This window comes from Curtobacterium flaccumfaciens, assembly GCF_018598405.1.
GTDB lineage: Bacteria > Actinomycetota > Actinomycetes > Actinomycetales > Microbacteriaceae > Curtobacterium > Curtobacterium aurantiacum.
The window spans coordinates 48,613-71,560 of the sequence record NZ_JAHEWS010000016.1; the positions used below are offsets into that span (position 1 = coordinate 48,613).

The 22,948-nt window shown below is 73.0% G+C and carries 18 protein-coding genes; 7 read left to right on the top strand and 11 right to left on the bottom strand.

The features are described 5' to 3' along the window. Window positions 1–42: 42 nt before the first annotated feature. Together KK097_RS11505 and KK097_RS11510 are read right to left on the bottom strand one after the other, a co-directional pair. A complete protein-coding gene (locus KK097_RS11505; RefSeq protein WP_214544852.1) occupies window positions 43–1,026 on the bottom strand; it encodes an SRPBCC family protein in 984 nt (327 codons plus the stop codon). After that, a complete protein-coding gene (locus tag KK097_RS11510; protein ID WP_214544854.1) occupies window positions 1,026–1,409 on the bottom strand; it encodes an ArsR/SmtB family transcription factor in 384 nt (127 codons plus the stop codon). The genes KK097_RS11505 and KK097_RS11510 overlap by 1 nt, the downstream gene beginning before the upstream one ends. 79 nt (window positions 1,410–1,488) lie before the next feature. Between KK097_RS11510 and KK097_RS11515 the strand changes: the two genes are divergently transcribed. From KK097_RS11515 to KK097_RS11530, 4 genes are read left to right on the top strand one after another with little or no spacing between them, the layout of a single operon-like run. Then, window positions 1,489–1,956, top strand: coding sequence for a hypothetical protein (locus KK097_RS11515; protein ID WP_214530768.1), 468 nt, complete (start codon window positions 1,489–1,491; stop codon window positions 1,954–1,956). Continuing rightward, window positions 1,956–2,861 (top strand): hypothetical protein, encoded by a 906-nt coding sequence (locus tag KK097_RS11520; protein WP_214544856.1) that lies wholly within the window; start codon window positions 1,956–1,958, stop codon window positions 2,859–2,861. The genes KK097_RS11515 and KK097_RS11520 overlap by 1 nt, the downstream gene beginning before the upstream one ends. Before the next feature lie 4 nt (window positions 2,862–2,865). Continuing rightward, a complete protein-coding gene (locus tag KK097_RS11525) occupies window positions 2,866–4,086 on the top strand; it encodes an alpha/beta hydrolase family protein (RefSeq protein WP_214544858.1) in 1,221 nt (406 codons plus the stop codon). 8 nt (window positions 4,087–4,094) lie between these two features. Further along, window positions 4,095–4,514, top strand: coding sequence for a DUF7882 family protein (locus KK097_RS11530; protein WP_214530765.1), 420 nt, complete (start codon window positions 4,095–4,097; stop codon window positions 4,512–4,514). A gap of 366 nt (window positions 4,515–4,880) precedes the next feature. Here the strand turns inward: KK097_RS11530 and KK097_RS11535 are convergent, their stop codons facing one another. The 7 genes from KK097_RS11535 to KK097_RS11565 form a co-directional block, all read right to left on the bottom strand. Beyond that, window positions 4,881–6,671, bottom strand: a complete 1,791-nt coding sequence (locus KK097_RS11535; protein ID WP_214544860.1) for a sulfite reductase subunit alpha — start codon at window positions 6,669–6,671, stop codon at window positions 4,881–4,883. After that, window positions 6,668–12,238 carry a glutamate synthase-related protein gene (locus KK097_RS11540; protein ID WP_214544862.1) on the bottom strand — a complete coding sequence of 1,857 codons (5,571 nt, stop codon included), beginning with the start codon at window positions 12,236–12,238 and terminating at the stop codon, window positions 6,668–6,670. The genes KK097_RS11535 and KK097_RS11540 overlap by 4 nt, the downstream gene beginning before the upstream one ends. 268 nt (window positions 12,239–12,506) lie before the next feature. After that, complete coding sequence (locus KK097_RS11545; protein ID WP_214544863.1) at window positions 12,507–12,743, bottom strand: hypothetical protein; 237 nt, start codon at window positions 12,741–12,743, stop codon at window positions 12,507–12,509. 120 nt (window positions 12,744–12,863) lie between these two features. Next, window positions 12,864–13,676 (bottom strand): fructosamine kinase family protein, encoded by an 813-nt coding sequence (locus tag KK097_RS11550; protein WP_214544865.1) that lies wholly within the window; start codon window positions 13,674–13,676, stop codon window positions 12,864–12,866. A gap of 101 nt (window positions 13,677–13,777) precedes the next feature. Beyond that, on the bottom strand, window positions 13,778–14,524 hold the full coding sequence (locus KK097_RS11555) for a response regulator transcription factor (RefSeq protein ID WP_214544867.1): 747 nt from the start codon (window positions 14,522–14,524) through the stop codon (window positions 13,778–13,780). Beyond that, window positions 14,512–15,714: a sensor histidine kinase gene (locus KK097_RS11560; protein ID WP_214544869.1), complete on the bottom strand. Its 1,203-nt coding sequence runs from the start codon at window positions 15,712–15,714 to the stop codon at window positions 14,512–14,514. Before KK097_RS11560 ends, KK097_RS11555 begins: the two co-directional genes overlap by 13 nt. Window positions 15,715–15,793: 79 nt before the next feature. Next, complete coding sequence (locus KK097_RS11565) at window positions 15,794–16,642, bottom strand: LysR family transcriptional regulator (RefSeq protein ID WP_214544871.1); 849 nt, start codon at window positions 16,640–16,642, stop codon at window positions 15,794–15,796. Window positions 16,643–16,713: 71 nt separating this feature from the next. Between KK097_RS11565 and KK097_RS11570 the strand changes: the two genes are divergently transcribed. From KK097_RS11570 to KK097_RS11580, 3 genes are all read left to right on the top strand, one after another. Beyond that, window positions 16,714–17,619, top strand: coding sequence for a DMT family transporter (locus KK097_RS11570; protein WP_214530756.1), 906 nt, complete (start codon window positions 16,714–16,716; stop codon window positions 17,617–17,619). Window positions 17,620–17,689: 70 nt separating this feature from the next. Then, on the top strand, window positions 17,690–19,276 hold the full coding sequence (locus tag KK097_RS11575) for a long-chain-fatty-acid--CoA ligase (protein ID WP_214544872.1): 1,587 nt from the start codon (window positions 17,690–17,692) through the stop codon (window positions 19,274–19,276). Between the two features lie 40 nt (window positions 19,277–19,316). Continuing rightward, the gene (locus KK097_RS11580; protein ID WP_214544874.1) at window positions 19,317–20,186 is read left to right on the top strand and encodes a UbiA family prenyltransferase; all 870 of its coding nucleotides are present in this window, start codon (window positions 19,317–19,319) and stop codon (window positions 20,184–20,186) included. Window positions 20,187–20,236: 50 nt separating this feature from the next. Here the strand turns inward: KK097_RS11580 and KK097_RS11585 are convergent, their stop codons facing one another. Then, on the bottom strand, window positions 20,237–21,427 hold the full coding sequence (locus tag KK097_RS11585; RefSeq protein ID WP_214544875.1) for an FAD-dependent oxidoreductase: 1,191 nt from the start codon (window positions 21,425–21,427) through the stop codon (window positions 20,237–20,239). An 84-nt stretch (window positions 21,428–21,511) separates the two neighbouring features. Then, window positions 21,512–22,699, bottom strand: a complete 1,188-nt coding sequence (locus tag KK097_RS11590; RefSeq protein WP_214544876.1) for an acyltransferase family protein — start codon at window positions 22,697–22,699, stop codon at window positions 21,512–21,514. Window positions 22,700–22,948 lie beyond the last annotated feature (249 nt).

Genomic DNA, 22,948 nt, shown 5'->3' on the forward strand with positions numbered 1-22,948 from the left:
GCCCGTGGCGGCGCCGCCACGGGCCTCCCGTCCGTCTGCTGGTCACGCTGCGGACAGGACCTCGCGTTCGAGTCGCTGGTAGCTGGCCTCCATGCCCTCCGTCATGCCGGTGGCGAGGATCGCGTCCCGCTGGTCCCGGTCCGGGTAGGTGACGAGCAACGTCATCAGGGTGACGCCGTCGACCTCGTCGAACTGCAGGTCGTTCGTGTTCGGCGGGAAGGGCGCCCCGGTCATGCGCTCGGTCGACACCATCCGGCGTTCGGGTTCGACGACGAGGTTCTCGCCCTCGAACCCGAAGGGCTCGCCCTCGGTGTCACCCGTCGGTGCCCACGCCTGCCGGAACGTCCCGCCCGGGGTCAGGTCGTTCTCGTACACCGTCATCTCCCACCCGTCGGGGCCGAGCAACCAGCGGCGCACCAGGTCGGGCTCGGTGTGCGCCCGCCAGAGCAGGTGCCGCGGTGCCTCGAACGCCCGGGTGATGCGGACGTGGGTGTCGTCGACGACCTCGGTCACGGTCCCCTGGCCCAGCGCCCACGCTCGCAGGTCGGTGAGCACCCGGTCGAGCTGGCCGAACGCCTGCTGGTAGCCCTCGAGCATGCCCATCTCGAGCATCGCGTCGAGGTCGGCCGCCGAGGTGAAGGACGACACCACGGTGACGCGGGATCCGTCGTCGAGCGGCTCGAACGACAGCACGGTCTCGCCCGCGGGGAGGGACTCGTCGACGGCGCCCTCGGGGTCGGTGAACAGGTCGCGGAAGACGATGCGGTGGTGCTCGTCGACCTCGGTGACCTGCCAGACGGCGTGGAACCGCTCGCCCTGCGGTGACGTCATCCGGTAGTCGGCCCGGCCGCCGGGGCGCAGGTCGAAGGACGTGAAGGTCGCGGGGAAGGCGGGTGGGCCCCAGAACCGCTCGAGCTGTCGCGGGTCGGCGAAGGCGGCCCAGAGGCGTTCGACGGGGACGGGGAACTCGGCGACGAGGGTCATCGAGAGGGTGTCGGGATCGGTGTGGACGGACGTGGTGGGCATCATCGCTCCTGGTGTCGTCGGGTGTCGTTCGGTGCTGGGTGTCCGGACGCGTCGCCGTCGAGCAGGTCGCCGAGGCGGTCCATCCGGCTGTGCCAGAGGCGACCGTAGGCGTCGAGGAGGTCCCGGACCCGGTCGAGCTGCTGCGGCTCGGCGCGCACGATGCGGGTGCGGCCGCGTGCCTCCTTGCTCACGAGCCCGGCTCCTTCGAGGACGGCGACGTGCTTCTGGACGGCGGCGAACGACATCGAGTAGGCGTCCGCGAGTTCGCTCACGGACGACGACCCGACCAGCGTGCGCCGGACGATGTCACGACGGGTCGCATCGGCCAGGGCATGGAACACCCGGTCGACCTCGGCGTCGGACAGTTCGATTCGTACAACCATTTGGTTGTAGATTACGTCCGCCCGGTCTCGTCCACAAGGGGGACCTGCCGGTAGTCTGGCGGCGGAGATCGGAGGGTCGATGGCGGAGCAGCTCGGTGCGTCCGGTGCCGTCCGTGCCCTTGTCGCCACGCTCCCCCCGGCGCCGCGCCTGACCGACGTGGTCGCCGGTGTCGGCCGGATGGTCGGCAAGTCCACCCGCGTCGTCGACGTCGACGGCCCCAGCTGGGGGCCACTCACCGCGCTCGTGTCGCAGTTCGAGCACGAGAACCTCGTGCTCGTGCCGGCCGGGGCGCCCCCGCTCTACCGCATGCACTGCGTCCTGCACGAGCTCGGGCACCTGGTGCACGGCGACGTCGGGACGCCCAGCCCGTCGTCCGTCGCCGAGTTCGCGGCCGGCGGCCACGTCTGCCGTCGTGCGCTCGACGCCGACTCCGGCCTCGTGAGCATCTCCGACGACGACGAGCACTTCGCCGAGCGGTTCGCGTACGAGCTCGCCACCGTCCTGCTCGCCGGGGCCACCGGGGCGGACGAGCGGGCCTACGGCTGATGGCCGTCCTGCACGCCGCGGCCTTCTGGTTCGCGGCGCTGATCTTCCTCGCCCGCACGCCGTACGTGCTGCGGAACCCGCGCGGCCGGGCTGCCTGGGGTGCCACCGGCGTCGGGGCGCTCGGACTCCTGACCCTCGGCAGCGTCGTGCCGCAGCCGGTGCTCGACGGGGCCCTGGGCGGCTCGAACCTCATCAACCTGGTGCAGAACGTGTGCGCGACCGTGGCGTTCTGGCTGATGCTGCGGGCGAGCACGGACGACCTGCCGAGGCGTCCACTGTTCGCGACCCCCGTGGCGCTGCTCGTCGTGGTCGTGGCCTTCACGGTGCCGTTCCTGCTCGTCGAGGAGCGCGGCGGCACCGACTTCCACTTCATCGTGAACGAGATCGAGCAGACCCCCATGTGGCTCTACGCGACGGTGTACATGGTGGGTGTGGGGCTGATCGCCGCGACGACCCTGCGCCGCGGCGTGCTGCAGAACCCGGTGGCGCTCGTGGTGTTCCGCGTCGGGCTCGCCCTCGTCGTCGTGGCGAGCGTCGACGAGGTCGCCTCGCTCACTGCCGACCACTTCGGGCTCTTCCCGGCCGCCGTGCGGGACGGACTGCGCCTGGCCTTCGACCCGCCGTTCTACCTCGGCATCGTGCTCATTGTCGTGGCGATGGCCTCGCTGACGTTCCGGCGCTGGGGTCGTGACCTCCGGCACCGCGGGCACCACCGACGACTGCGCCGCATCGCCCGGCGGCACGCGGTCCGGGCGGTCGAGCGGCCGGGGGACCCGCAGGCCCGGACCTACGACCTGGTCATCGCGATCCGCGACGCCGAGGTGCAGGGACGGAGGCTCGACGACGCCGAGCTCGCCCAGGTGCGATCGGCCGAACGGACCCTGACCAAGAGCCTCGGAGGATGACGGCGTGACGATCGTGTGGTGGGTGCTCGGAGCCCTCGTGGTGCTGGTGGCGGTGTCGTTGGTCGTCCTGGTCGTCCTGCGCAAGGTCGTCGGCAAGATCGTGCTGCCCGGCGGTGACCGCTGGACCCCGGTGATCGAGGCCGACGGGGACTCCGTCCGGCTGCCGATCACCGTCGACACGGTGCGGCCGGGGGAGTACGGGCTGTGGCACGACGGCGCCGGGCACACCACGGTCGGACCGGTGCTCGAGGTGGACGAGGCAGCCGGGTTCGTCCGTCGGGCCGTGGTGCGGACCACCGGTGCGGTGTCGTCGCGGGTGCGGTGGAGCGGGCACGTGCACCCGGACCCGGCGGCGATGGACGTGGACTGGTCCGAGGTGTCGGTGCCGACGACGGTGGGGCCGGCGCCCGCGTGGGTGGTGCGGCCGGGTCCCGGCGGCGCTGCGCGCCCGGACCGCGCGGCCGAACGGGCTGCAGGCCCCGACCGCGCGGCTGCCCAGGGTGCCGACCCCGCGGCCGCCCGCACGTGGGCCGTCCACGTGCACGGCATCCGGACGACCCGGGTCACCGCGCTCCGGACGGTCCCGGCGGCGCTCGAGCTCGGTTGGACCTCGATCGTCCCGTCGTTCCGCGGGGACGGCGAAGCACCGTGGGAGGGCCGGGCCTCGCACCTCGGCGCCCGCGAGTGGGCGGACGTCGAGGCGGCGCTCGACCACGCCGTCGCCCACGGCGCCGAACGGCTCGTCGTCGTGGGGTGGTCGATGGGCGCGACGATCACGCACGAGCTCCTCGCCCGCTCGGCGCACCGCGACCGTCTGGCCGGGGTCGTGCTCGTCGCCCCGGCGCTCGACTGGTCGGTCACCGTGCGGTCCCAGGCCCGGCGCGCGGGACTGCCGGGACCCGTGGTCGGCGCTGCCCTCGGGGCGATGGCGACGCCGGTCCTCTGCCGGCTGGTGGGGCTGCGCTCGCCGGTCGACGTGCGCGCCCTGTCCTGGTTGCGCGCACCCCGGCCGCTGCCACCGACCCTGCTCATCCACTCCACCGGCGACACCACCGTCCCCTTCTCGGCCAGCCAGGAGTTCGCGGACGCCCACCCGGACACGGTGACGCTGGCGGTCAGCGAACCCGCGGAGCACGCGTGGGAGCGCAACGTCGACGCCGTCTGGTTCGACCGGACCATCACGACCTGGGCGTCACGAGCGGGGCTCACTGGTCCACTGGAGTAGAAGGAGCCATGGGGCAGCTCATCTACGACGGCCGACCGCTCGACCTGCGGATCGACGACCGCGCGCTCACGCACCTGCAGATCGTCATCGTCAACATGCTCCGTCGGGACCACCGGTTCGCGTTCTCGTGGAAGGACGACGTGGTCCACGGCAACGGTCGGAGCACGATCTGGCTGAACCCCAACGTGAGCCTGCACTTCAAGTTCACCGGCAGTCGTGTGCCCTCGATCAACCGCAGCTGGCTCGAGGACCTCTACGCCTCGGCCACTTCGGGGTCCGGGCTCGTGCTGACACCGGAGCCCCCGGACACGAGCACCGCGGACGACTCGGCCTGGTCGCGCGCCGTCGCGCCGGGTGACGCGGACGATGCCTCCGCGGCGACGAGCAAGAGCGCGTCGGGGACGACGAGGAGTAGCACAGCGCGCTGATCCGGGTCAACGGGTTTCGCTCAGACTGTCCGGATCGTACGGTTTCGGTACCGCGGTTCGCTGTCGTCCCCCAGCATCGGCCTTCTAGGGCGTCGATGCAGGCAGACACCGCGGGAGGAGGGGAACCCGAATGGCCGTGGCGCAGCACGCGTGCGGCACCGACCAACCATCGGTGGCCGCCGCACTGCACGACGGGAGTCCCGGATCAGGGGACTCCCCGTCCGGGACGCCGGGTCATCGCACCCGGTCCGTCGCGTCACGCTGCTGGGCTCGCCGGTCTGCCCCCATCGACCGGCGCTCCTCCGGGACCGCCCCGGCCATCGGATTCGGGTTCCGTGGCCGGGGCGGACTCACCGCCGTCGTCGCTCAGTAGACGTCGCGGACGTACCGCTTCGCGCGTCGCATGTCGGCCAGGTAGGCCTGCGCGTCGTCCTCGCCGCGTCCGCGGCCACTCCGGATGACCTGCAGGAGCGCCGCCTCGACGTCCTTCGCCATCCGCGACGCGTCGCCGCACACGTACACGTGGCCGCCGTCCTCGAGCCAGGCGAACAGCTCCGCCGAGCGCTCGAGCATCCGCGTCTGCACGTAGACCTTCTCGGCCTGGTCGCGCGAGAACGCCAGGTCGAGGCGGTCGAGCACGCCCTGCTCCTGCAGCTCGGTGAGCTCGTCCCGGTACACGAAGTCGGTGTCGCGGTGTTGGTCGCCGAAGAACAGCCAGTTGCGCCCGGTCGCACCCGACACGGCGCGCTCGTGCAGGAACCCGCGGAACGGTGCGACACCGGTGCCCGGGCCGATCATGATCATCGGGGCCGACTCGTCGGCAGGCACACCGAACGACGCGTTCGGCTGCAGGTAGACGTCGACGGTGCCGTCCGGGTCGACCCGGTCGGCCAGGAACGTCGACGCGACACCCGCGTACATCCGGTGCGGGTCGCCGTAGCGCACCGACGCGATGGTCAGGTGGATGCGGTCCGGGTGCGCCAGCGGGCTCGACGAGATCGAGTACTGGCGCGCCTGCAGCGGCCGGAGGTTCGGCAGCAGCTCGTCGAGTCCGGGGGCGGCCGGCCCGGCGTCGCGGAGCAGGTCGAGGACGTCACGTCCCCACAGCCAGCGGTCCAGCTCGTGCTTGTCGCCGTGCGCCACGACGGCTGCGAGCTCACTCGACGGCGCGCGCTGCACCAGGTCGGCGATGAGGTCCTTCGAGGGCGTGCGGATCTCGCGGTCGGTCCGCAGCACCTCGGTGATCGGTCGGCCGTCGAACGCCTCGCCGCCGTTCGCGCCGACCTGCTCGAGCAGGTCCGCCACGAAGACCTCGTCGTTCACCGGCACGACCGCCAGGGCGTCGCCGGCCGCGTACTCGATGCCGGAGTCGCCGAGGTCGAACTCGTAGTGCCGGATCTCCTTCGCGCTGCGCGGCGAGGAGAGCAGCCGGTTCTCGACCAGGCGCGACGGGTACGGGTTGCGCTTGTTCCACTGCGACCCCGGCCGGGAGGCACGGCTCGCGCCCGCCCCGCCGGTGGCGGTGGCACCGACGCCGGCACCACCGCCAGTGGTCGCGCCGGGTGCGGCCGTCGCGCCGGCCTCGGCGGCGAGGCGGTCGAGGACCGCCGCGGTCCACAGTGCGGCCGGGTCCTCGAAGTCGACGTCGCAGTCGACGCGGTCGTGGATCCGGGTCGCGCCGAGCTGCTCGAAGCGCGTGTCGAGGAGCTTGCCGGCCTGGCAGAACTCGTCGTAGCTCGTGTCCCCGAGCCCGAGGACGGCGTACTGCAGGCCCTCGAGCCGTGGCACGGTGCTCGCCTGGACCGCGTCCCAGAACAGGCCGGCGTTGTCGGGCATCTCGCCCTCGCCGTAGGTCGAGGTGACGACGAGCACGTGCGACATCTCGGCGAGCTGCTCGGGGGTCACGGCGTCGAGCGCACTGGCACGACCGCCGAGTCCGCGGGCCTTCGCGCTGGCGACGAGCTCGTCGGCCAGGAACTCGGCGTTGCCGGTCTGGGTGCCGAAGAGCACGTCGATCGTGGTGGTGGGTGCGCTGGCCGCGACCTTCTTGCCGGCGGCGGCGATGCCCGCGATGAACCCGGCGAGCCAGGACTCCTGGGCGGCCGAGAACGGTGCGTCGACGGGGATCAGCGACCCGGTCGGGGGGAGCAGGCTCACGCGGTCACCGCCTCGGTCGGCGCCTGCGGTGCACGGCGGGCGATGTCCTCGAGCGCGGCGGTCGCGAGCAGCTCGTCGAAGCGGGCCTCGCGGACGCGGCCGTCGTTCTTGGCGTTCTGGTGCATGATCCACCCCGTGGTGCCCGGCGCGTCCATGCTGCGGTTGTTCCGCTGCGTGAGCGCGCGCTTGTAGTCGTCGAGCCGCTTGATCGCGATGAGGGTCGCGAGCTGGTCGTCGGCGAACCGGTCGAGCGTGCCGCGCAGGTACTTCACGACGCGCTGCCTGACGGAGAAGTCCTCGGTGAGCACGAGGTTCTTCACGGCCTCGGCGATCCGCGGGTCGGCGGCACCGAGCGCACCCGGGACGCGCTCGAGGGCGACGTCCTGGGCGACCCCGAGCACCGTGTACGACGACAGCAGCGAGAACATGTCCTCGCCCTGGTCGCCGAGCGCCGGGGCACGGCCGTCGAGCACCGTGCGCTGGTCGCGGTAGTCCAGCTTGAACGCGCGGAGCTTGTCGGTCGCGATCGAGGTCGCGAGCTCGTCGAGGAGCTCGGGCCGGGTCGCCGCCGCGAGGATCGCGCCGGCGTCCTGCGTGAGCAGCAGTGCACGGGGCATACCGACGTAGACGTGGGCGCGGGCGGTGTCCCACTCGGCGAGCAGCCGCTCGGCCAGGGCCGAACCGGTCGCCTCGAGGTGCCACTCGAGCAGCAGGCGGGCGGCGTCCTCGTGGAACGCGCCGCGCTCGGTGTCGGTGACGGGGAACACCAGGAGCGAGTCCGTGCTGGCACGGTCGACGACCTGGCCGGAGGGGTCGTACTGGTACAGGAACCCGCCGGACATGCCGTTGCCGAGGCCCTTGCCGAACGACCCGAGGTTGAACACGGCACCGCCGGTCATGTACTCGCACCCGAAGTCGCCGAGGCCCTCGACCACGGCGGTCGCACCGGAGTTGCGGACGGCGAACCGGTCGCCGGCCTCGCCCTCGACGAACGTGCGTCCGCCGGTGGCACCGAACAGGGCGAAGTTGCCGACCAGTACGTTGCCGCCCTGCTCGGCGCTGCCGCCACCCGGAGCACGGACGATGATCTGTCCGCCGCTCTGGCTCTTGCCGACGCCGTCGTTCGCGGTGCCGGTGTGCTCGAGCACGACGCCGTCGTTGTTGAAGACACCGTACGACTGTCCGGCCGACCCCTGGGTGCGGATCGTGACCGCGCCGTCCACCAGCCGGCGGCGTCCGCGGTCGTCCGTCGTCACGGCGGGCAGGCCCTGCACGTCCTCGGCGCCGAGCTCGTGGTTGAGCAGACGCTCGAGGTCGATGCCGAGCTGGCCGCCGACTGACTTGTCGGCGTTGCCGAGCAGCACGCCGTGCACGAGCACGTGCTCCTGCGCGTGGTCGACCAGGGCGGTGCGGACGCGCTCGAGCAGGGCGTCGTCGGTGTGGAAGTCCTTCTCCAGGTACTCCGGGTCCGCGACGATCTTCTCGGGCACCTGGGCGAGCAGGGCGCGGGCGTCCAGCCGGCCGACGCTCGCCGGGTGGTCCAGGAGCTGCAGCAGGTCGGTCCGACCACGGGCCTCACGCAGGGAGCGCAGGCCGAGCCGGGCCAGGATCTGCCGCACGTCGTGGGCGATGTTGAGCAGGTACTGGGCGAGCGCGCGGGGGTCGCCCTCGAACGCCTCGGCGTTCGTGGTCAGGCCCGCCGGGCACTTCACGTTGCAGTTCTTCGCCATCACGCAGCCGAGCATCATGAGCGCGGTGGTGCCGAACTCGAAGCTGTCGCCGCCGAGCAGGGCGCTCGTGACCACGTCGCTGCCGGTCTGGTGTGCGCCGGAGCAGCGGAGCGTGACCTTCTGGCGCAGGCCGTTGGCGACCAGTGCCTGGTGCACCTCGGACACGCCGATCTCCGCCGAGCGGCCGGCGTACTTCAGGCTGGTGACCGCCGCTGCGCCGGTGCCGCCGGTGTTGCCCGCGACGTTGATGACGTCGGCGCCGGCCTTCGCGACGCCGACCGCGATCGTGCCGATGCCCTCGGACGAGACGAGCTTCACGATCACCCGGACCCGGGCGGCCTTGCAGTCGTGGATGAGCTGCGCGAGGTCCTCGATCGAGTACGTGTCGTGGTGCGGCGGCGGCGAGATGAGCTCGACGCCCGGCGTGCCGCCACGGGCCGCGGCGATGTCCACCGTGACCTTCGGCGCGGGCAGCTGACCGCCCTCGCCGGGCTTCGCGCCCTGGCCGATCTTGATCTCGAGCTCCTCGAGCATGGGGTCGGCGAGGTAGCCGGCCCAGATGCCGAAGCGGCCGGAGGCGAACTGCTTGATGCGCGAGCCCCGGATGGTGCCGTAGCGGGAGTGGTGCTCGCCGCCCTCACCGCTGTTCGACATGCCGCCGACCATGTTCGTGCCGTGCGCGACGGCCTCGTGGGCGGTGGCGACGAGGGCACCGTGGCTCATCGCACCGGACGCCAGGGTCCGGGTGATCTCGTGGGCCGGCTGCACCTCGTCGAGCTCGACGCTCGCCGGGGCGCTCTGCAGCAGGGCGAGCAGGGCGACGGCCGCACCGGTGGCGCGCAGCGTCACCCGGGTGTCGTCGACGGCGTCGATGTCGATCTGGCCGGGGTGGAGCAGCGCGAGGCCGTCCGCGAGGGCCCGGTGGCGCAGTGCACCCGTGGTCCCCGTCGACGTGAGCTCCAGGCGGAACCGCTCCGTCCCTCCAGGCAGGTCCTGGTCGTCCGCCGGACGCGAGCCGGAGAGCCCGCGCACCGTGACGCTGGCGTTGCCGCTCGTCGAGAAGCGACCGAGCTCGCGGGCGAAGTCCTCCGCCGTGTCGATGCCCGTGACGTCCGCGGGCAGCGCGAGCACGTCGCGGAGTGCGGCGGGACGGCGGGACCGCTCGTCGTGCGTGGTCTGCAGGAACGTGACGTAGCCCGGCGTGATGCGGTGCGCGTCGATCTCGGCGTCGCTGAGCCGGTCGTAGCCGGTGTTCCGGTACGCGGCGTCGGTGATGCCGAACGAGTCGTCGAGCTGGCCGAGCGTGAGCAGGCGCAGCGCGTCCGAGTCGCCGGAACGCTCGAAGGCCGGGCGCTCCTCGGTCATGCCGCCGAAGCCGCGGACGCTCGCGACGCCGAACGAGTGGCCGGCGCCGTCGGAGCGTTCCTTGAACAGGCCGAGCAGCGGGACCTGGCCCTCGGACGCCACCGAACGGGCACGCTCGTGCCAGTCCGTCGCCGCCTGGGCGATGCGCGCGAAGCCGACGCCGCCGACCGGGGCCTGCATGTGCGGGAAGATCCGCGCGAGCACGTCGTCGCCGGTGTCGAGGTAGTTCGGCTCGAAGAACTCGCCGCCGATGTAGCTCTCGGCGGTGCACAGACCGACGCGGCCCATGGTCTTCGCCAGGGCCTTCTCGGCGGCCTTCCGGAACTGCTTGAGTGCCAGGTCGGTCGCGGTCAGCTCGCCGGCGGGTGCGGGCGCGGCGGGGTACTTCTCCTCCGCACGCAGGCGCGCGCTCAAGCTGTACACAGCGGCGGCACCGAACCCGAGGGCGGTCGCGACGTGGTGTGACGATGGCAGCTGACCGCTCTCCGCGACCACGGACACCCGCAGGCGCAGACCGGTCTCGATGAGCCGCTGGTTGACGGCGGCCACGGCCAGGATCACGGGGAGGGGCGCATGGGTCGACGACACCTCGCGGTCGGTCACGACCGCGATCCCACCACCGCGCGCCGCGAACGCCTCGATCGCGTCGCACAGGGCGTCCAGCGCGCCGCGCATCGCGTCGGCGTTGGCCTGCTCGTCGGTGGGCACCGGCACGTAGAGCATGTCGAAGCGCTCGAGCGGGACGATGTCCTGGTCGCGCAGCCGCACCATGTCGAGGTGCCCGAGGATCGGCGACTGCACGACGAGCTGACGGCCCGTGGTGCCCGTGCCGTCCGGCTTCGCGCCGAGTGCGACGCGCATCGACATGCCGTCGGCCTCGCGGATCGAGTCGAGCGGGGGGTTCGTCACCTGGGCGAAGCGCTGCGAGAAGTACTTCGCCATGCCGCCCTCGGTGTCGCTCAGGGCGTTGATCGCGTTGCCGTAGCCCATCGCCGAGATGCGCTCCGACCCGTTCTGCAGCATCGGGTCGAGCATGAACCGGAAGCTCTCCTGGTTCAGCGAGTACGCCACGTACCGGCCCGCGAGCGACAGGTCTCCGTCGTAGCCCAGGGTCGTCGTCGTGCGCTCGTAGTCCGGAGCGGGCACGTCGTCGAGGTTCACGCGGGCGGCGTCGAGCAGGGTGCCGTAGTCACGGCGGGCCGCGAGCATGTGCAGCACCTCGCCCGTGCGCATCCGGGTACCGGTGCGGTGGTCGACGACGAGCATGCCGCCGGCCTCGATGCGGCCGCGGTGCACGACCTCGTCGGCGGCGAACTCGACCTGGCCGGCCTCGGACGACACCATCAGGTACTCGGCCGTCTCGACGGTGCGCAGCGGGCGCAGGCCCAGGCGGTCCAGGCGGGCGCCGACGACGTCGCCGTCGCTGAAGATCACGGCCGCGGGGCCGTCGTTCTTCTCCTCGTACAGCGAGAAGTACTCGAGCATGTCCCGGACGTCCGGCGTCAGCGTGCGGTCGTTCTCCCACGCCGGCGGCATGAGCGAGACCACGGCCTCGACGATCTCGAGCCCGTCGTCGAACACACGGCTCTGCAGGGTCTGGTCGAGTCGGCTCGAGTCCGACTGCCCGGGCGGACGCACGATGCTGCGGGTGCGGGCACGGGCGAGCGCCTCGTCCGACAGCCGGTTCTTGCGGTCGGTGTTCAGCTCCCCGTTGTGCGCCATCAGGCGGAACGGCTGCGCCATCGTGGGGTGCGGCTCGGTGTTCGTCGAGAACCGGGTGTGGAAGTACAGCGTCCGGACCGAGTGCCGGGGGTCGCGCAGGTCGGTGAAGTACCCGATGACCTCGCCGGAGTTCAGCCGGCCCTTCAGGATCTGGGTCCGAGCGCTGAGTGACAGCGGGTACAGGGCGGCGTGCTCGGCACGTGCGGCCGCAGCCTCGCCGTAGGACACGGCCTCGATGGCGAGCAGGGCACGGTTCGCCGCCGCGTCGACCTCGGTGCGCTCCCAGTCGGACGGCGCCCGGAAGACCCACTGCACGATCGGCAGCTGGTACTGCTCGGCCTCGGGGCGGGCGACCGAGTGGTCCACCGGGACGTCGCGGATCAGCAGCAGCTCGAAGCCCTCTGCCGCGATGGCGTCCGTGACGGTCTGCTCGGCGCGGGCGCGCTCGTCGGCGCCGTCCGCTCCGTCGCTGCTCGGCACGAAGCAGTTCGCCACGCCGAAGTGCCCGGCGCGCAGCTGCTCGCCGGTGATGGCGCTGAAGAACTCCACCGACAGGTCGATGCTGACGCCAGCGCCGTCACCGACACCCTCGGCGGACTTGCCGCCGCGGTGCGGGATGGAGCACAGCGCTTCGTCGCCCTTGCGGATGACGTCGTGGCTCGGCGTCCCGTCGAGACGGGTGATGAAACCGACGCCGCAATCGCTCGATTCGCGGGCAGGGTCGTAGAGACCGAAGGAGGTGGGGTTCACGTGCGGGTCCAGTGGGGGCGTTGCCGGCAGCGGACGGCGCGGGCTGCATCGATGGAGCGCTCGCCGCGGGCAGACCGATGGTGGCAGTCGGGCCCTGTGGGGTGGTGGTGCGGTAGGGCGATGCTACGGCTTGGTATACCGACCGTGCAACACGGGTGGTGGGCGTGTGGTGCGAGGTTCCGTACCCGGTGCCCGGCAGGACCCGCGGCACGGAGGACGGAACCTCGCACGGGCTGCCCGGCGGGGTCAGCGCGGAGCGCTCGCGGGGTCAGCGCGGCAGCAGGATCTGCACGATCGCGACGACCACGAGCGCCGCGATCGGGACGCCCGCGATCCATGCTCCGGCGCGCATCTGCGTCCGGCGGATCGTGGGCGGTGCGTGTGAGGCCCGTGCGAACTCGGTCGCCGCGACGAGCTCCGGCGCGGCGGCGGGCGCCGCGAGCGAGGCCGCGCCGCGCACGGTGCGCTGTCGTCCGGCCCGTGCGGGGTTACCTGCTCGGTGCACGGTTGTAGCGCTGCACGGGGCGGGCAACTCCGCACGGGGTGAGCGAGGCCGCACGGTGCGGCGCCGGCACCGGGACGGGCAACTCCGCACGGGGTGAGCGAGACCGCACGGTGCGAGGGGTCAGGCGTACCGCCGCGCTGCCCGGAGCGCGGCCCCGGTGTACGAGCCGCCGAACAGGAACACGTGCAGCAGCAGCGGCGCGAGCTGGTGGAGCTCGACGCGCTCCTGCCAGCCGTCGGCCAGCCGCGACTCCCGGTCGTAGGCGGCGAGCACCGTCTCGAGCCGGGGCAGCCCGAACAGCCCGAGCAGTGCCAGGTCGGTCTCGGCGTGCCCGCCGTGGGCGATCGGGTCGATGATCACGGCGCCTGTGGGTTCCGATGAATCCGTGGGCCAGAGCACGTTGCCGGCCCACAGGTCGCCGTGCAGACGAGCGGGTCGGTCCCCGACGAGCGCGGGCTGCGGCGACCCGAGCGTGCCGTCCTGCACGCGCGAGGCGACCCGCTCGAACACGGCGGCCTCGGCGTGGTCGAACCCGCCGGCGTCGACGATGCGGCGGACGAAGTCGCGGATCCGGTACTCGGCGAAGAACTCGCCCCAGGTCGCCGGTGCCTGCTCGGCCGTGACGAACGGCGTGCGCGAGCGGCCCATCCGCAGCGCCGCACCGCGGGTCCAGCCGGCGGGCGGCGCACCCCAGTGGTCGGCGCCGGCGGCGTGGGTGTGTGCGAGGGACCGGCCGAACCGCTCGGCCTGGGCGGCGGTGGGGGATCCGTCGGAGATCAGCTCGAGGTCGAGCACGGTCGGGCTCGGGCGCCCCAGCACGCGGGCGATGCGTGTGCCTCCGGTGTCCTCGGCCTCGGCGAGCCAGGCGAGCCCGGCGGCTTCGGCTGCCGCTTCGTCCGCGGTGGTGAACGTCTTCACGTGCGTCTCGGCCATCGGTCCATCCTGCCGAGGGAGCACCGTCGAGCGCCCAGGCGGCGGCCACCCGGCCCCCCGGTCACCCGGCCACCCGGTCACCCGGCCACCCGGCCACCCGGTCACCCGGTCGGCTGCCCCCGCCGGGCTGCGTGCACCACGAGTGCCAGCTGCACGCGGTTCTCGACGCCGAACTTCTCGTACACGTGCCCCACGTGCGTCTTCACGGTGGCGAGCCCGACGAACAGGTCGGCGGCGATCTGCGCGTTCGACGCACCGTTCGCCACGGCGAGCGCCACCTCGGTCTCCCGCTCGGTCAGCAGGGCGAGCAGTCGGCGCGCCTCGGCTCCGCCGGCAGCAGCGCCGGCAGCAGCGCCGGCAGCAGCGCCGGCCGGTCCGCCGCACGGGCCACCGGCCGCCTGGCCCGAGCGGGGTCCGGCCGCGAACGCGATCACCCGGTCGAGCACGGACGGGGACAGGATCGAGCGTCCGGCCGCCACCGTCCGGACCGCCTGCACGAGCTCGTGCGGCGGGGTGTCCTTGAGCAGGAACCCGCGGGCACCGGCCTGCAGTGCCCCGAGCACGAGGTCGTCGCCCTCGAAGGTCGTCAGCACCAGGACGGCCAGGTCGGGTCGACGCCGGAGTTCGCGCTCGGTGGCGACGAGTCCGTCGCACCGGGGCATGCGGATGTCCATGAGCACGACGTCGGGTGCGGTCGTCGCGATGACGCCCTCGGCTTCGAGCCCGTCGCCCGCTTCGCCCACGACCACCAGGCCGTCGTCGCCGCTGAGCAGCATGCGGAGCCCGACGCGCACGAGCTGGTCGTCGTCGACCAGGACGACGCGGATCGGTGCGGTCACGCCGTCCACGGCAGCACCGCCTCGACCACGTGCACCCGGCCGTCGTCGCTGCCGGCCCGGAAGCTCCCGCCGACGAGTCGAGCCCGTTCGGCGAGCCCCCGCAGGCCGTGCCCCGCGGTGGCCGCGGACGCCGGGCCGTCGGCCAGCGTGTTCGACACGACCACCCGGATCGCAGGACCGCTGACGACCTCGACGACCACGTCGACGGGTTGCCCGGGGGCGTGCCGGCGGGCGTTCGTCAGCGCCTCCTGCACGATCCGGTACGCGTGCCGCCCGACGACCGTCGGTGCCTCCGAGCTGTCGGCCACGATGTGCGCCCGGACGGTCGCGCCGCCGGCACGCGCCTGGTCGAGCAGGGCGGGCAGGTCGACGAGCGTCGGCTGTGGAGGCGCGGTGCCGGTCACCTCGTCGCCCCCGGTCGCCGCGGGGTCGCGCAGCACCCCGAGGACGTCGCGCAGGTCGGTGAGCGCGGAGTGCGCCTCGGCCCGCACGACCCCGGCTGCCGCAGCCGTCTCGTCGGGGGTGAGTCCGGGGCCGCGGTACTCGAGTGCGCCGGCGTGCAGCGCGACCAGGGAGAGCCGGTGGCCGAGGACGTCGTGCATCTCGCGGGCGATGTGGGCGCGTTCCTGCTCGCGGGCCCGGTCCTCGCGCAGCTGCTGGTCGCGCTCGAGCAGTGCGGCCCGCTCGCGCAGCGACAGCAGGAGCGCCCGGCGCTGCCCGATCGCGATGCCGATCACCACGAGCAGGGCGATGCCGACGATGCCCGCGACCATGATCTGCCAGAGCGGCATGTCGTCGGCCGGGGGCGCCAGGACGACGTCGTAGAGCACGGTGGCGCCGAGCATCACGGCGGCGGCGACGGCGAGTTCGGCAGCCCGACGCCGGGTGGCGAGCGAGACGAGGGAGAGTCCTGCTGCCCCGACGGCCAGCGTCGACACCGAGCTGAGGGCAGCGATGACGACCGTGATGACCAGCGGTGCGCGGTGTCGGAACGGCAGGAGGACGAGGGCGGCCAGGCCGGCACCCATGTCCGCGAGGATCAGCGCACCCACGTGCAGGTCACTCCACCCGCGGGTGTCCATCGTCGGCCACACCAGGGCAGCGGTGAGCAGCCCGGTCAGGGCGGCGACGGCCACCCGCCACGTCTGCGCCCAGACGCGCCGTCCGAGGGGGACGGCGGGGAGCGCGATCGAGGTCATGTCCCGAGCCTAGGGAGCGGGGAGGCCGAGCGGATCCGCCGAAGGTCGGAGCTGCTGCCGGGGTCGGGAACCGCGCGCCTCAGACCGCGTCGACCAGGGCGTGCGCGAGGGGGTGCCACTCGCGCGACGACGGCCCGCTCAGCACCAGGGTCCGCTCGAGGCGCCGGGCCATCGGGATCATCACGAGGTCCGACGGCAGCATCCCGCGGCCCAGCGTCGGCACGATCGACACGCCCTCGCCCCGCTGGATCATCCCGAACATCGTGCTCATCTCCCGCACCCGGTGGGCGTAGCGGAAGGGCCGTCCGTCGAGCTCGTGCAGCTTCTGGATCTGGTACTCGCAGCCGCCGCCACCCGCGACGAGGCCGTCCTCGTGCAGGTCGTCGAGGGTGAGCGCCGGGAGCTCGGCGAGGGGGTGGTCGCGGCGGACGACCGCGGCCATCTCGTCACGGGCGACGACCACACCACCGGCCGGTGTCGGCGACGGGTCGACGAGCACGGCGGCGTCGACGGTCCCGGCCTCGAGCCACTCCGGCATCTCGTCGTCGTCGCCCTCGTAGACCTGCACGTCGACGTCCGGCAGGGTCACCGCCCACAGCTCGCGGAGCCGCGGCAGCAGGCCCTGGCAGACGGTGGGGACGGCCGCGAGTCGCACGGTGCCGCGGGCCGTGGCGGGCCGGACCACCGCCTCCAGGGCGTCGACGGAGGCGAGCACGCTGCGGGCGTGTGCCAACAGGCGGTCGCCGAGCGGTGTGGCGGCGGCGACCGCGCCGCGGCGCACGACGGGGCCGCCGACCTCGCGCTCCAGCCCGGCGACCGCGTGCGACACGGCGGACTGTCCGACCCCGAGCGCCGCAGCGGCGGCGGTGAAGGACCCGGCGTCGAGCGTGGCGACGAACGCGCGGAGTTGCTGGACCGAGACCGTCATGCGTCCTCCTCATGTGGGCATGAGCGACATGCGTTTGCCGCATGCCGATCGCTGGTCCGACACTAGGCCACGTGAACGCTCTCCTTTACGCCCTCGTCGCCCTCACCTGGGGGTCGAGCTTCCTGTTCGCGAAGATCGGCCTCGACGGGCTCGCCCCGCAGCAGGTCGCGACCGTGCGGACCGTGCTCGGCGGGGTGACGCTCGTCGTGGTGCTCCTGGCGACCCGTCGCCGGTGGCCCCGGGAGCCCCGCACCTGGGGGCACCTGGCGGTCGTCGCGGTGTTCCTCAACGCGGTGCCGTCGTCACTGATGGCGTGGGCCGAGCAGACGGTGCCGTCCGGCCTCGCGAGCATCTACAACGCGACGACCCCGATCATGACGCTGGCCGCGCTCGCGGTGCTCGTGCCCTCCGAGCGGCTGCGCGGACGACAGGTGGTCGGGATCGTGCTCGGCATCGTCGGGGTGCTCGTGCTGGTCGGCCCGTGGGACGTCCTGACCGATCCCGAGGTGCTGGCGAGCGTGCCGGGACAGGTCGCCCTGCTCGGCATGACCGCGTCCTACGGCATCGGGCTCGCCTACCTGCGCCGGGTGGCCGTGGCGAGCGCGGACGACCCGGTCACCCTGGCGACGGTCCAGCTGACGCTGGCCTCCGGGATGCTCCTGCTGGTCGCGCCCGTCATCGCGACCGGTCCGGTACAGCTGGACGGGAGGATCGTGGCCGCGATGATCGCGCTCGGTTGCGTCGGCACGGGGCTGGCCTACGCCTGGAACACGCGGCTGGTGCAGGCGTGGGGCGCCGGGCGCGCATCCACCGTCACCTACCTGACGCCCGTGGTCGGGGTGGCGCTCGGCGTCCTCGTGCTGGGGGAACGGGTGCGGTGGAACGAGCCCGTCGGTGGACTCGTCGTCCTGCTGGGGATCGCCCTGGCGTCCGGGGTGCTCGTGCGTCGGAAGGCACCCGCGCCGGCTGCTGCCTGACCGGGCCCGGGGCCGAGCCGTAGGATCGGCTCCGGCGACGACGAGGTCGTCGAGGAAGACGGAGAACGGCATGCACGACACCCACACCACCCGCGCGACAGCGTCCGTCGCAGCGATCCTCGCCGAGTCCGCGGAGCGGTACCCGGACGACGTCGCCGTCATCGTGGGTGACGTCCGCACCACCTACGCCGAGCTGTGGGCGCAGACCCTCGCCTACGCCGGAGCGCTCCGCGCACGGGGCGTCACCGAGGGGTCGAAGGTGGCGATGCTCGTGCCGAACGTCGCGGACTTCCCCCGCGTCTACTACGCCACGCTGGCCCTCGGCGCGGTGGCCGTCCCCGTGCACGCGCTGCTGAAGCGCCGCGAGGTCGAGTACGTCCTGCGCGACAGCGGCGCCACCCTGCTCGTCTGCGCCGCACCGCTGCTCGGCGAGGGTTCCGCCGGCGCCGAGCTGGCCGGGGTCGACGTCGTGACCGTGCTCGCACCGGCGACCACCGACGACGGGTCCGCGGTCGGGCCCGACCGGCTCGAGGACCTGGCCGAGCGGAGCGAACCGCTCGACACCTACGTCCCGCGGCACCCGTTCGACACCGCGACGATCCTGTACACGAGCGGCACCACCGGCCAGCCCAAGGGGGCGGAGGGCTCGCACTTCTCGCTGCTCGAACAGGTCAACACCAACCTGCTGACGACGTTCGACATGCACCGCGGGGACGTCCTGCTCGGCGCACTGCCGCTGTTCCACACCTTCGGGCAGACCTGCACGATGAACACCGGGTTCCGGACCGGCGCGACGCTCGTCATGCTGCCGCGGTTCGACGGCGACTCGGCGCTCGCCGCGATGGTCGAGCACGGCTGCGGCATCTTCATGGGCGTCCCGACGATGTACATGGCGCTGCTCGACGCCGCGACCCGGTCCGAGGCCCGACCGACGCTCCGGTACGCGATCTCCGGTGGTGCTTCGCTGCCGCTCGCGGTGCTCGAGCGGTTCGAGCAGGTCTTCGACGCCCCGATCCACGAGGGGTACGGCCTGACCGAGACCTCGCCGGTGGCCACCTTCAACCACGTCGGCCGACCGCCGCGGCCCGGCACGATCGGGACACCGGTCTGGGGCATCGACGTCGAGATCGCCGACCCGGAGGTCCGCGACGCGATCGTGATGCTGCCCCGAGGCGCGATCGGCGAGCTCGTGATCCGCGGCCACAACCTGATGAACGGGTACCTCGACCGCCCCGAGGACACCGCGGAGGCGATCGTGGACGGCTGGTTCCGCACCGGCGACCTCGGCACGAAGGACGACGACGGGTACCTGACCATCGTCGACCGCACGAAGGACATGATCATCCGCAACGGCTACAACGTGTACCCGCGGCAGGTCGAGGAAGTGCTCGCCACCCACCCCGACGTCGCGATGGCCGCGGTGTTCGGCGTGCCGCACGCGGTGCACGGGCAGGAGGTCGAGGCCGCGGTGGTCCTGCACGCCGGCGCGACCGTCGAGCCGCAGGTCCTGGTCGACTTCGTCGCCGCCGAGATCGCGGCGTACAAGTACCCCCGGGTCGTGCACGTCCTCGACGCGCTGCCGCTCGGTCCGAGCGGCAAGGTGCTCAAGCGCGAGCTCGTCGACCGGTTCGGCGTCGATGTGACGGCGGTTCCGTGATCCCTCCCACGACCGTAGGCGCGATCCGTACGCTGACCGGGTGACCGCCAGCCGCACCCCGTCGACCGCGCGCCTGCTGTTCGCGTCCTCACACCCGGGGCCCACGGTCACCGTGACGGTCCTCGCCGCGGTCATCGCCGCCGCCGTCGGGCACCCGGTGTGGCTCGTCGTGCTGGTGGCCCTGACGGTCGTCGCCGGGCAGCTGTCCATCGGGCTCGCGAACGACTGGATCGACGCGGACCGCGACCGGGCCGTCGGGCGGAGTGACAAGCCCGTCGCCCGTGGGCTCATCGCCGTCGGCACCGTCCGCACCGCCGCGTTCGCCACCGCCGGGGCCGCCGTGGTGCTCTCGCTGTTCCTGGGGCCGGTCGCCGCGGTCGCGCACCTCGTGCTGGTCGCCGCCGGGTGGGCCTACGACGCCGGGCTCAAGCGTTCGGCGTGGTCGGTGGCGCCGTTCGTCGTCGCCTTCGGGCTGCTGCCCGTGGTGTCCGTCGCCGCCGGGCCCGAGGGTCAGTGGCCGGCGTGGTGGGCGATCGCCACGGGGGCCGTGTTCGGGATCGCGATCCACTGCACCAACGTGCTGCCCGACCTGGTCGACGACGCCGCGACCGGTGTCCGGGGGTTCCCGCACCGGCTCGGACTCCGTGGCGCCGGGATCGTCGCGTTCGCCGCACTCGTCGTCGCTGCCGCCCTGGTGCTCGGCGGGCAGGTGCTCGGCGACGACCCCGTGCGCGGTGCCGACGTCGTGCTCGCGGTCGTCGGTGCCGTCGTGGTGCTCGTCCTCGCGGTCGTCGGCGTCCGGCTGGTGCTCGCCGGGCGGGCGTCACGCACCCTGTTCCGGCTCGTCATCGCGTCGTCGCTCGTGCTGGTCGTCGAGCTCGGCCTCGCGGGCGCGCGACTCGTCGCCTGACGACGCGGAACACGCTGCGCGACTGCGTGCTGAGCGCCGGACGCGAGCCGTCAGGCCCAGCGCATCGCGTAGAGCCGGGCCAGGCCGTGCGCGGTCGGCAGCGACAGGGCGGTCCGGAGCAGCGCCTCCCGGCCGGTCGCCGCGACGGGGCCGAGCGGACGGCCGAGTGCCATGTTCACCTCGGCCTGCCGTGCCGCGCGTCGGGCGGACGCCTGTCGTCGGGCGGCGTAGCCCGGCCACGGACCGGCGACACCGGTGCGGACCGCACCCGCCAGCAGCGGCGCCAACTCGGCGGCGTCGAGCCACCCGAGGTTCATGCCCTGCCCGCCGATCGGGCTAATCTCGTGGGCGGCGTCGCCGACGAGCACGACCCGGCCGGCGCCCACGCGGTCGGCGGTGCGGCGGCGGACCCGGAAGCCGCTGGTCATCGAGCAACTCGCGGCGTCCGGCACGACACCGGTGCGCTCCGCGACGAGTGCGGCCAGGCGGGCTGCGACGTCGGTGTCGGCGGGACCCGCGCTGCCCTCCGCCGAGGCGAAGTCCGCGTCGTCGGGCACCAGGGCGACGTACCGGCGACGTCCGCCGGGCAGGGGGAACGACTCGACGACGCCGGACGGACCGACGTCGACGAGTGCGGCTGAGCGGGCAGACGGCTCCTCCGGGTCGGCGAAGTCGCCCATCACGTAGCGGTCGGGGTACTCGCGACCGGTGGTGCCGATGCCGAGCAGGTCGCGGACGATGCTCCGCGCACCGTCGGCCCCGACGACGAAGGCCGTACGGACCGTGACGGTGTCGCCGTCCGGTCCGGTCCCGGTGACGTCGACGTGATCGGTGTGGCGGGACAGCGCGGTCAGGGAGGTCCCGGTGCGCAGGGCCGTGGGCGCCGCCGCGTCGAGCCGGTCGCGCAGGAGCGACTCGGTGCGGTGCTGGTCGAGGGTGGCGACGTAGGGATGGGTCGGCGACGCACGGTCGAAGGACAGGGCTCCGAGGGTGCGACCGCGGCTCCGGGCCACACCGGCACGGACCAGCGACGCCTCGGCGACGATCGGAGCGTCCAGACCGATCGCGGCGAACGCGTCGAGGGACGGCGGGTGGATGCCGATGGCCCGCGAACCGGTCGGGGGCTCGGATCGGCGTTCCCACACCCGGACGTCGACGCCCCGTGCGGCGAGCAGTGCCGCGAGGAACAGCCCGACGGGTCCGCCGCCGACGACCAGGACGTCGACGCGTTCGGTGGGCACGAGGTGAGCCTACGGTGACCGTTCGCCGCAGCGTTCAGTGAGCAGGAGATGTCGGGTCAGCGGGCAGTAGGCGACGTGTTCTGCTCACTCGATGCGCTGCGCGCGGGCGCGGCGGACCCGTGCGCGGAACCGCTCAACCGGCACCTCGACGGCGTAGGCGGCGCCGATCGACACGATCACCACCGCGCCGACCAAGCCGGCCGTGCCCCACGGGCCGATCGCGAACGTCCCGAGCAGCGCGATCACCAGCGGGTGCCACAGGTACGCCGAGTACGACACCCGTCGGCCGAACCACGACGCCGGCGTCCAGGCCAGGGCAGCGGACGCGGGGGAGCGGACCGAGACCAGTCCGCCGATGAGCAACGCCGAGATCAGCCCCGTCAGCGGCAGCACGACCCCGAACGTCGACGCGTGCTGCGTCCAGTCGTCGTCGATCCCGAGCAGCACCCCGACCAGCAGCACGAGACCGAGCCAGGTCGCCACGTGCCCGAGGACCCCGGCGGCGCGCACCCGCACCCGTTCGTCGTCGAGCAGCAGGGCGAGCCCGCAGCCGATCGCGAGCGGCACGACCCCGAGCACGGGCGAGAAGTAGACGTCGGGCGTTGCACCGCCGCTCGGGGTCCGGTAGCTCGCCCACGACGCAGCCGAGGCCCCGACGACCAGGACACCGAGCCCGGCCAGGAGCCACCGACGACGGACCCGGAGCACGGCGAGCAGCACCAGGACCGGCGGCCAGACCAGGTAGAACTGCTCCTCCATCGACAGGCTCCACGTGTGCGCGAAGACGCCCTGCGAGGTGTCCCAGAACGCGCGGAACAGGTTGCCCGTGTAGGTCAGCGCGATGAAGGCCGCTTCGCCGGACTGCAGCGAAGCGCCCTTGTAGTCACCGACCCAGTTCCAGAGCAGGAGCCCGACGACGACGAACGCGAGCAGTGCCGGGTAGAGCCGGAGCAGTCGCTTCACCCAGAACGTGCCGAGCCGCACCCGCCCGGTGCGACGCCGTTCGCCGAGCAGCAGCGTCGTGATGAGGAAGCCGGACAGCACGAAGAAGACCGTCACGCCGATGAACCCGCCCTCGAACTGCGGGACGTGCAGGTGGTACAGGACGACGATCAGGATGGCGACGGTGCGGAGCCCGTCGAGCGCGGGTGCGCGGTACGTCAACGGGGGTGGTGGAGCCTGCTGGGTCCCCGCCCCGGAGTGCTCCGGGACGGCCGGACGGTGCTGTGGCTGCGCCTGCGTCGGCGCGTGCGTCAGCGTGGTCGTCGCCATGGTCCCTCCCCGCGGTGCTCGGTTCCGTGTCACCGACCAGGGTCCTCCTCGCGGGTAAGAGGAGTCTCAACGAGCGGGGTGCACCAGGCTCGTCGGGGCCGACGCCGGTCGACAGTGTCGACGTCGCACGACAGCGACAACGTCGTTCGTTGCACGCGCGGATTGTTTCGCAGCGCGCGCAGCGACCATGCCGCTGTCGGACGACAGCGACATCGTCGCTCCGCGTCGGCCGGTCTCACGGTCCGGGCC

What these genes read in the sequence shown, in the direction of transcription:
- KK097_RS11590 (WP_214544876.1), bottom strand. Translation starts at nt 22,699, where the DNA reads ATGGCGACGACCACGCTGACGCACGCGCCGACGCAGGCGCAGCCACAG.
- KK097_RS11505 (WP_214544852.1), bottom strand. Translation starts at nt 1,026, where the DNA reads ATGCCCACCACGTCCGTCCACACCGATCCCGACACCCTCTCGATGACC.
- KK097_RS11550 (WP_214544865.1), bottom strand. Translation starts at nt 13,676, where the DNA reads ATGGCCGAGACGCACGTGAAGACGTTCACCACCGCGGACGAAGCGGCA.
- KK097_RS11510 (WP_214544854.1), bottom strand. Translation starts at nt 1,409, where the DNA reads ATGGTTGTACGAATCGAACTGTCCGACGCCGAGGTCGACCGGGTGTTC.
- KK097_RS11575 (WP_214544872.1), top strand. Translation starts at nt 17,690, where the DNA reads ATGCACGACACCCACACCACCCGCGCGACAGCGTCCGTCGCAGCGATC.
- KK097_RS11520 (WP_214544856.1), top strand. Translation starts at nt 1,956, where the DNA reads ATGGCCGTCCTGCACGCCGCGGCCTTCTGGTTCGCGGCGCTGATCTTC.
- KK097_RS11515 (WP_214530768.1), top strand. Translation starts at nt 1,489, where the DNA reads ATGGCGGAGCAGCTCGGTGCGTCCGGTGCCGTCCGTGCCCTTGTCGCC.
- KK097_RS11565 (WP_214544871.1), bottom strand. Translation starts at nt 16,642, where the DNA reads ATGACGGTCTCGGTCCAGCAACTCCGCGCGTTCGTCGCCACGCTCGAC.
- KK097_RS11530 (WP_214530765.1), top strand. Translation starts at nt 4,095, where the DNA reads ATGGGGCAGCTCATCTACGACGGCCGACCGCTCGACCTGCGGATCGAC.
- KK097_RS11560 (WP_214544869.1), bottom strand. Translation starts at nt 15,714, where the DNA reads ATGACCTCGATCGCGCTCCCCGCCGTCCCCCTCGGACGGCGCGTCTGG.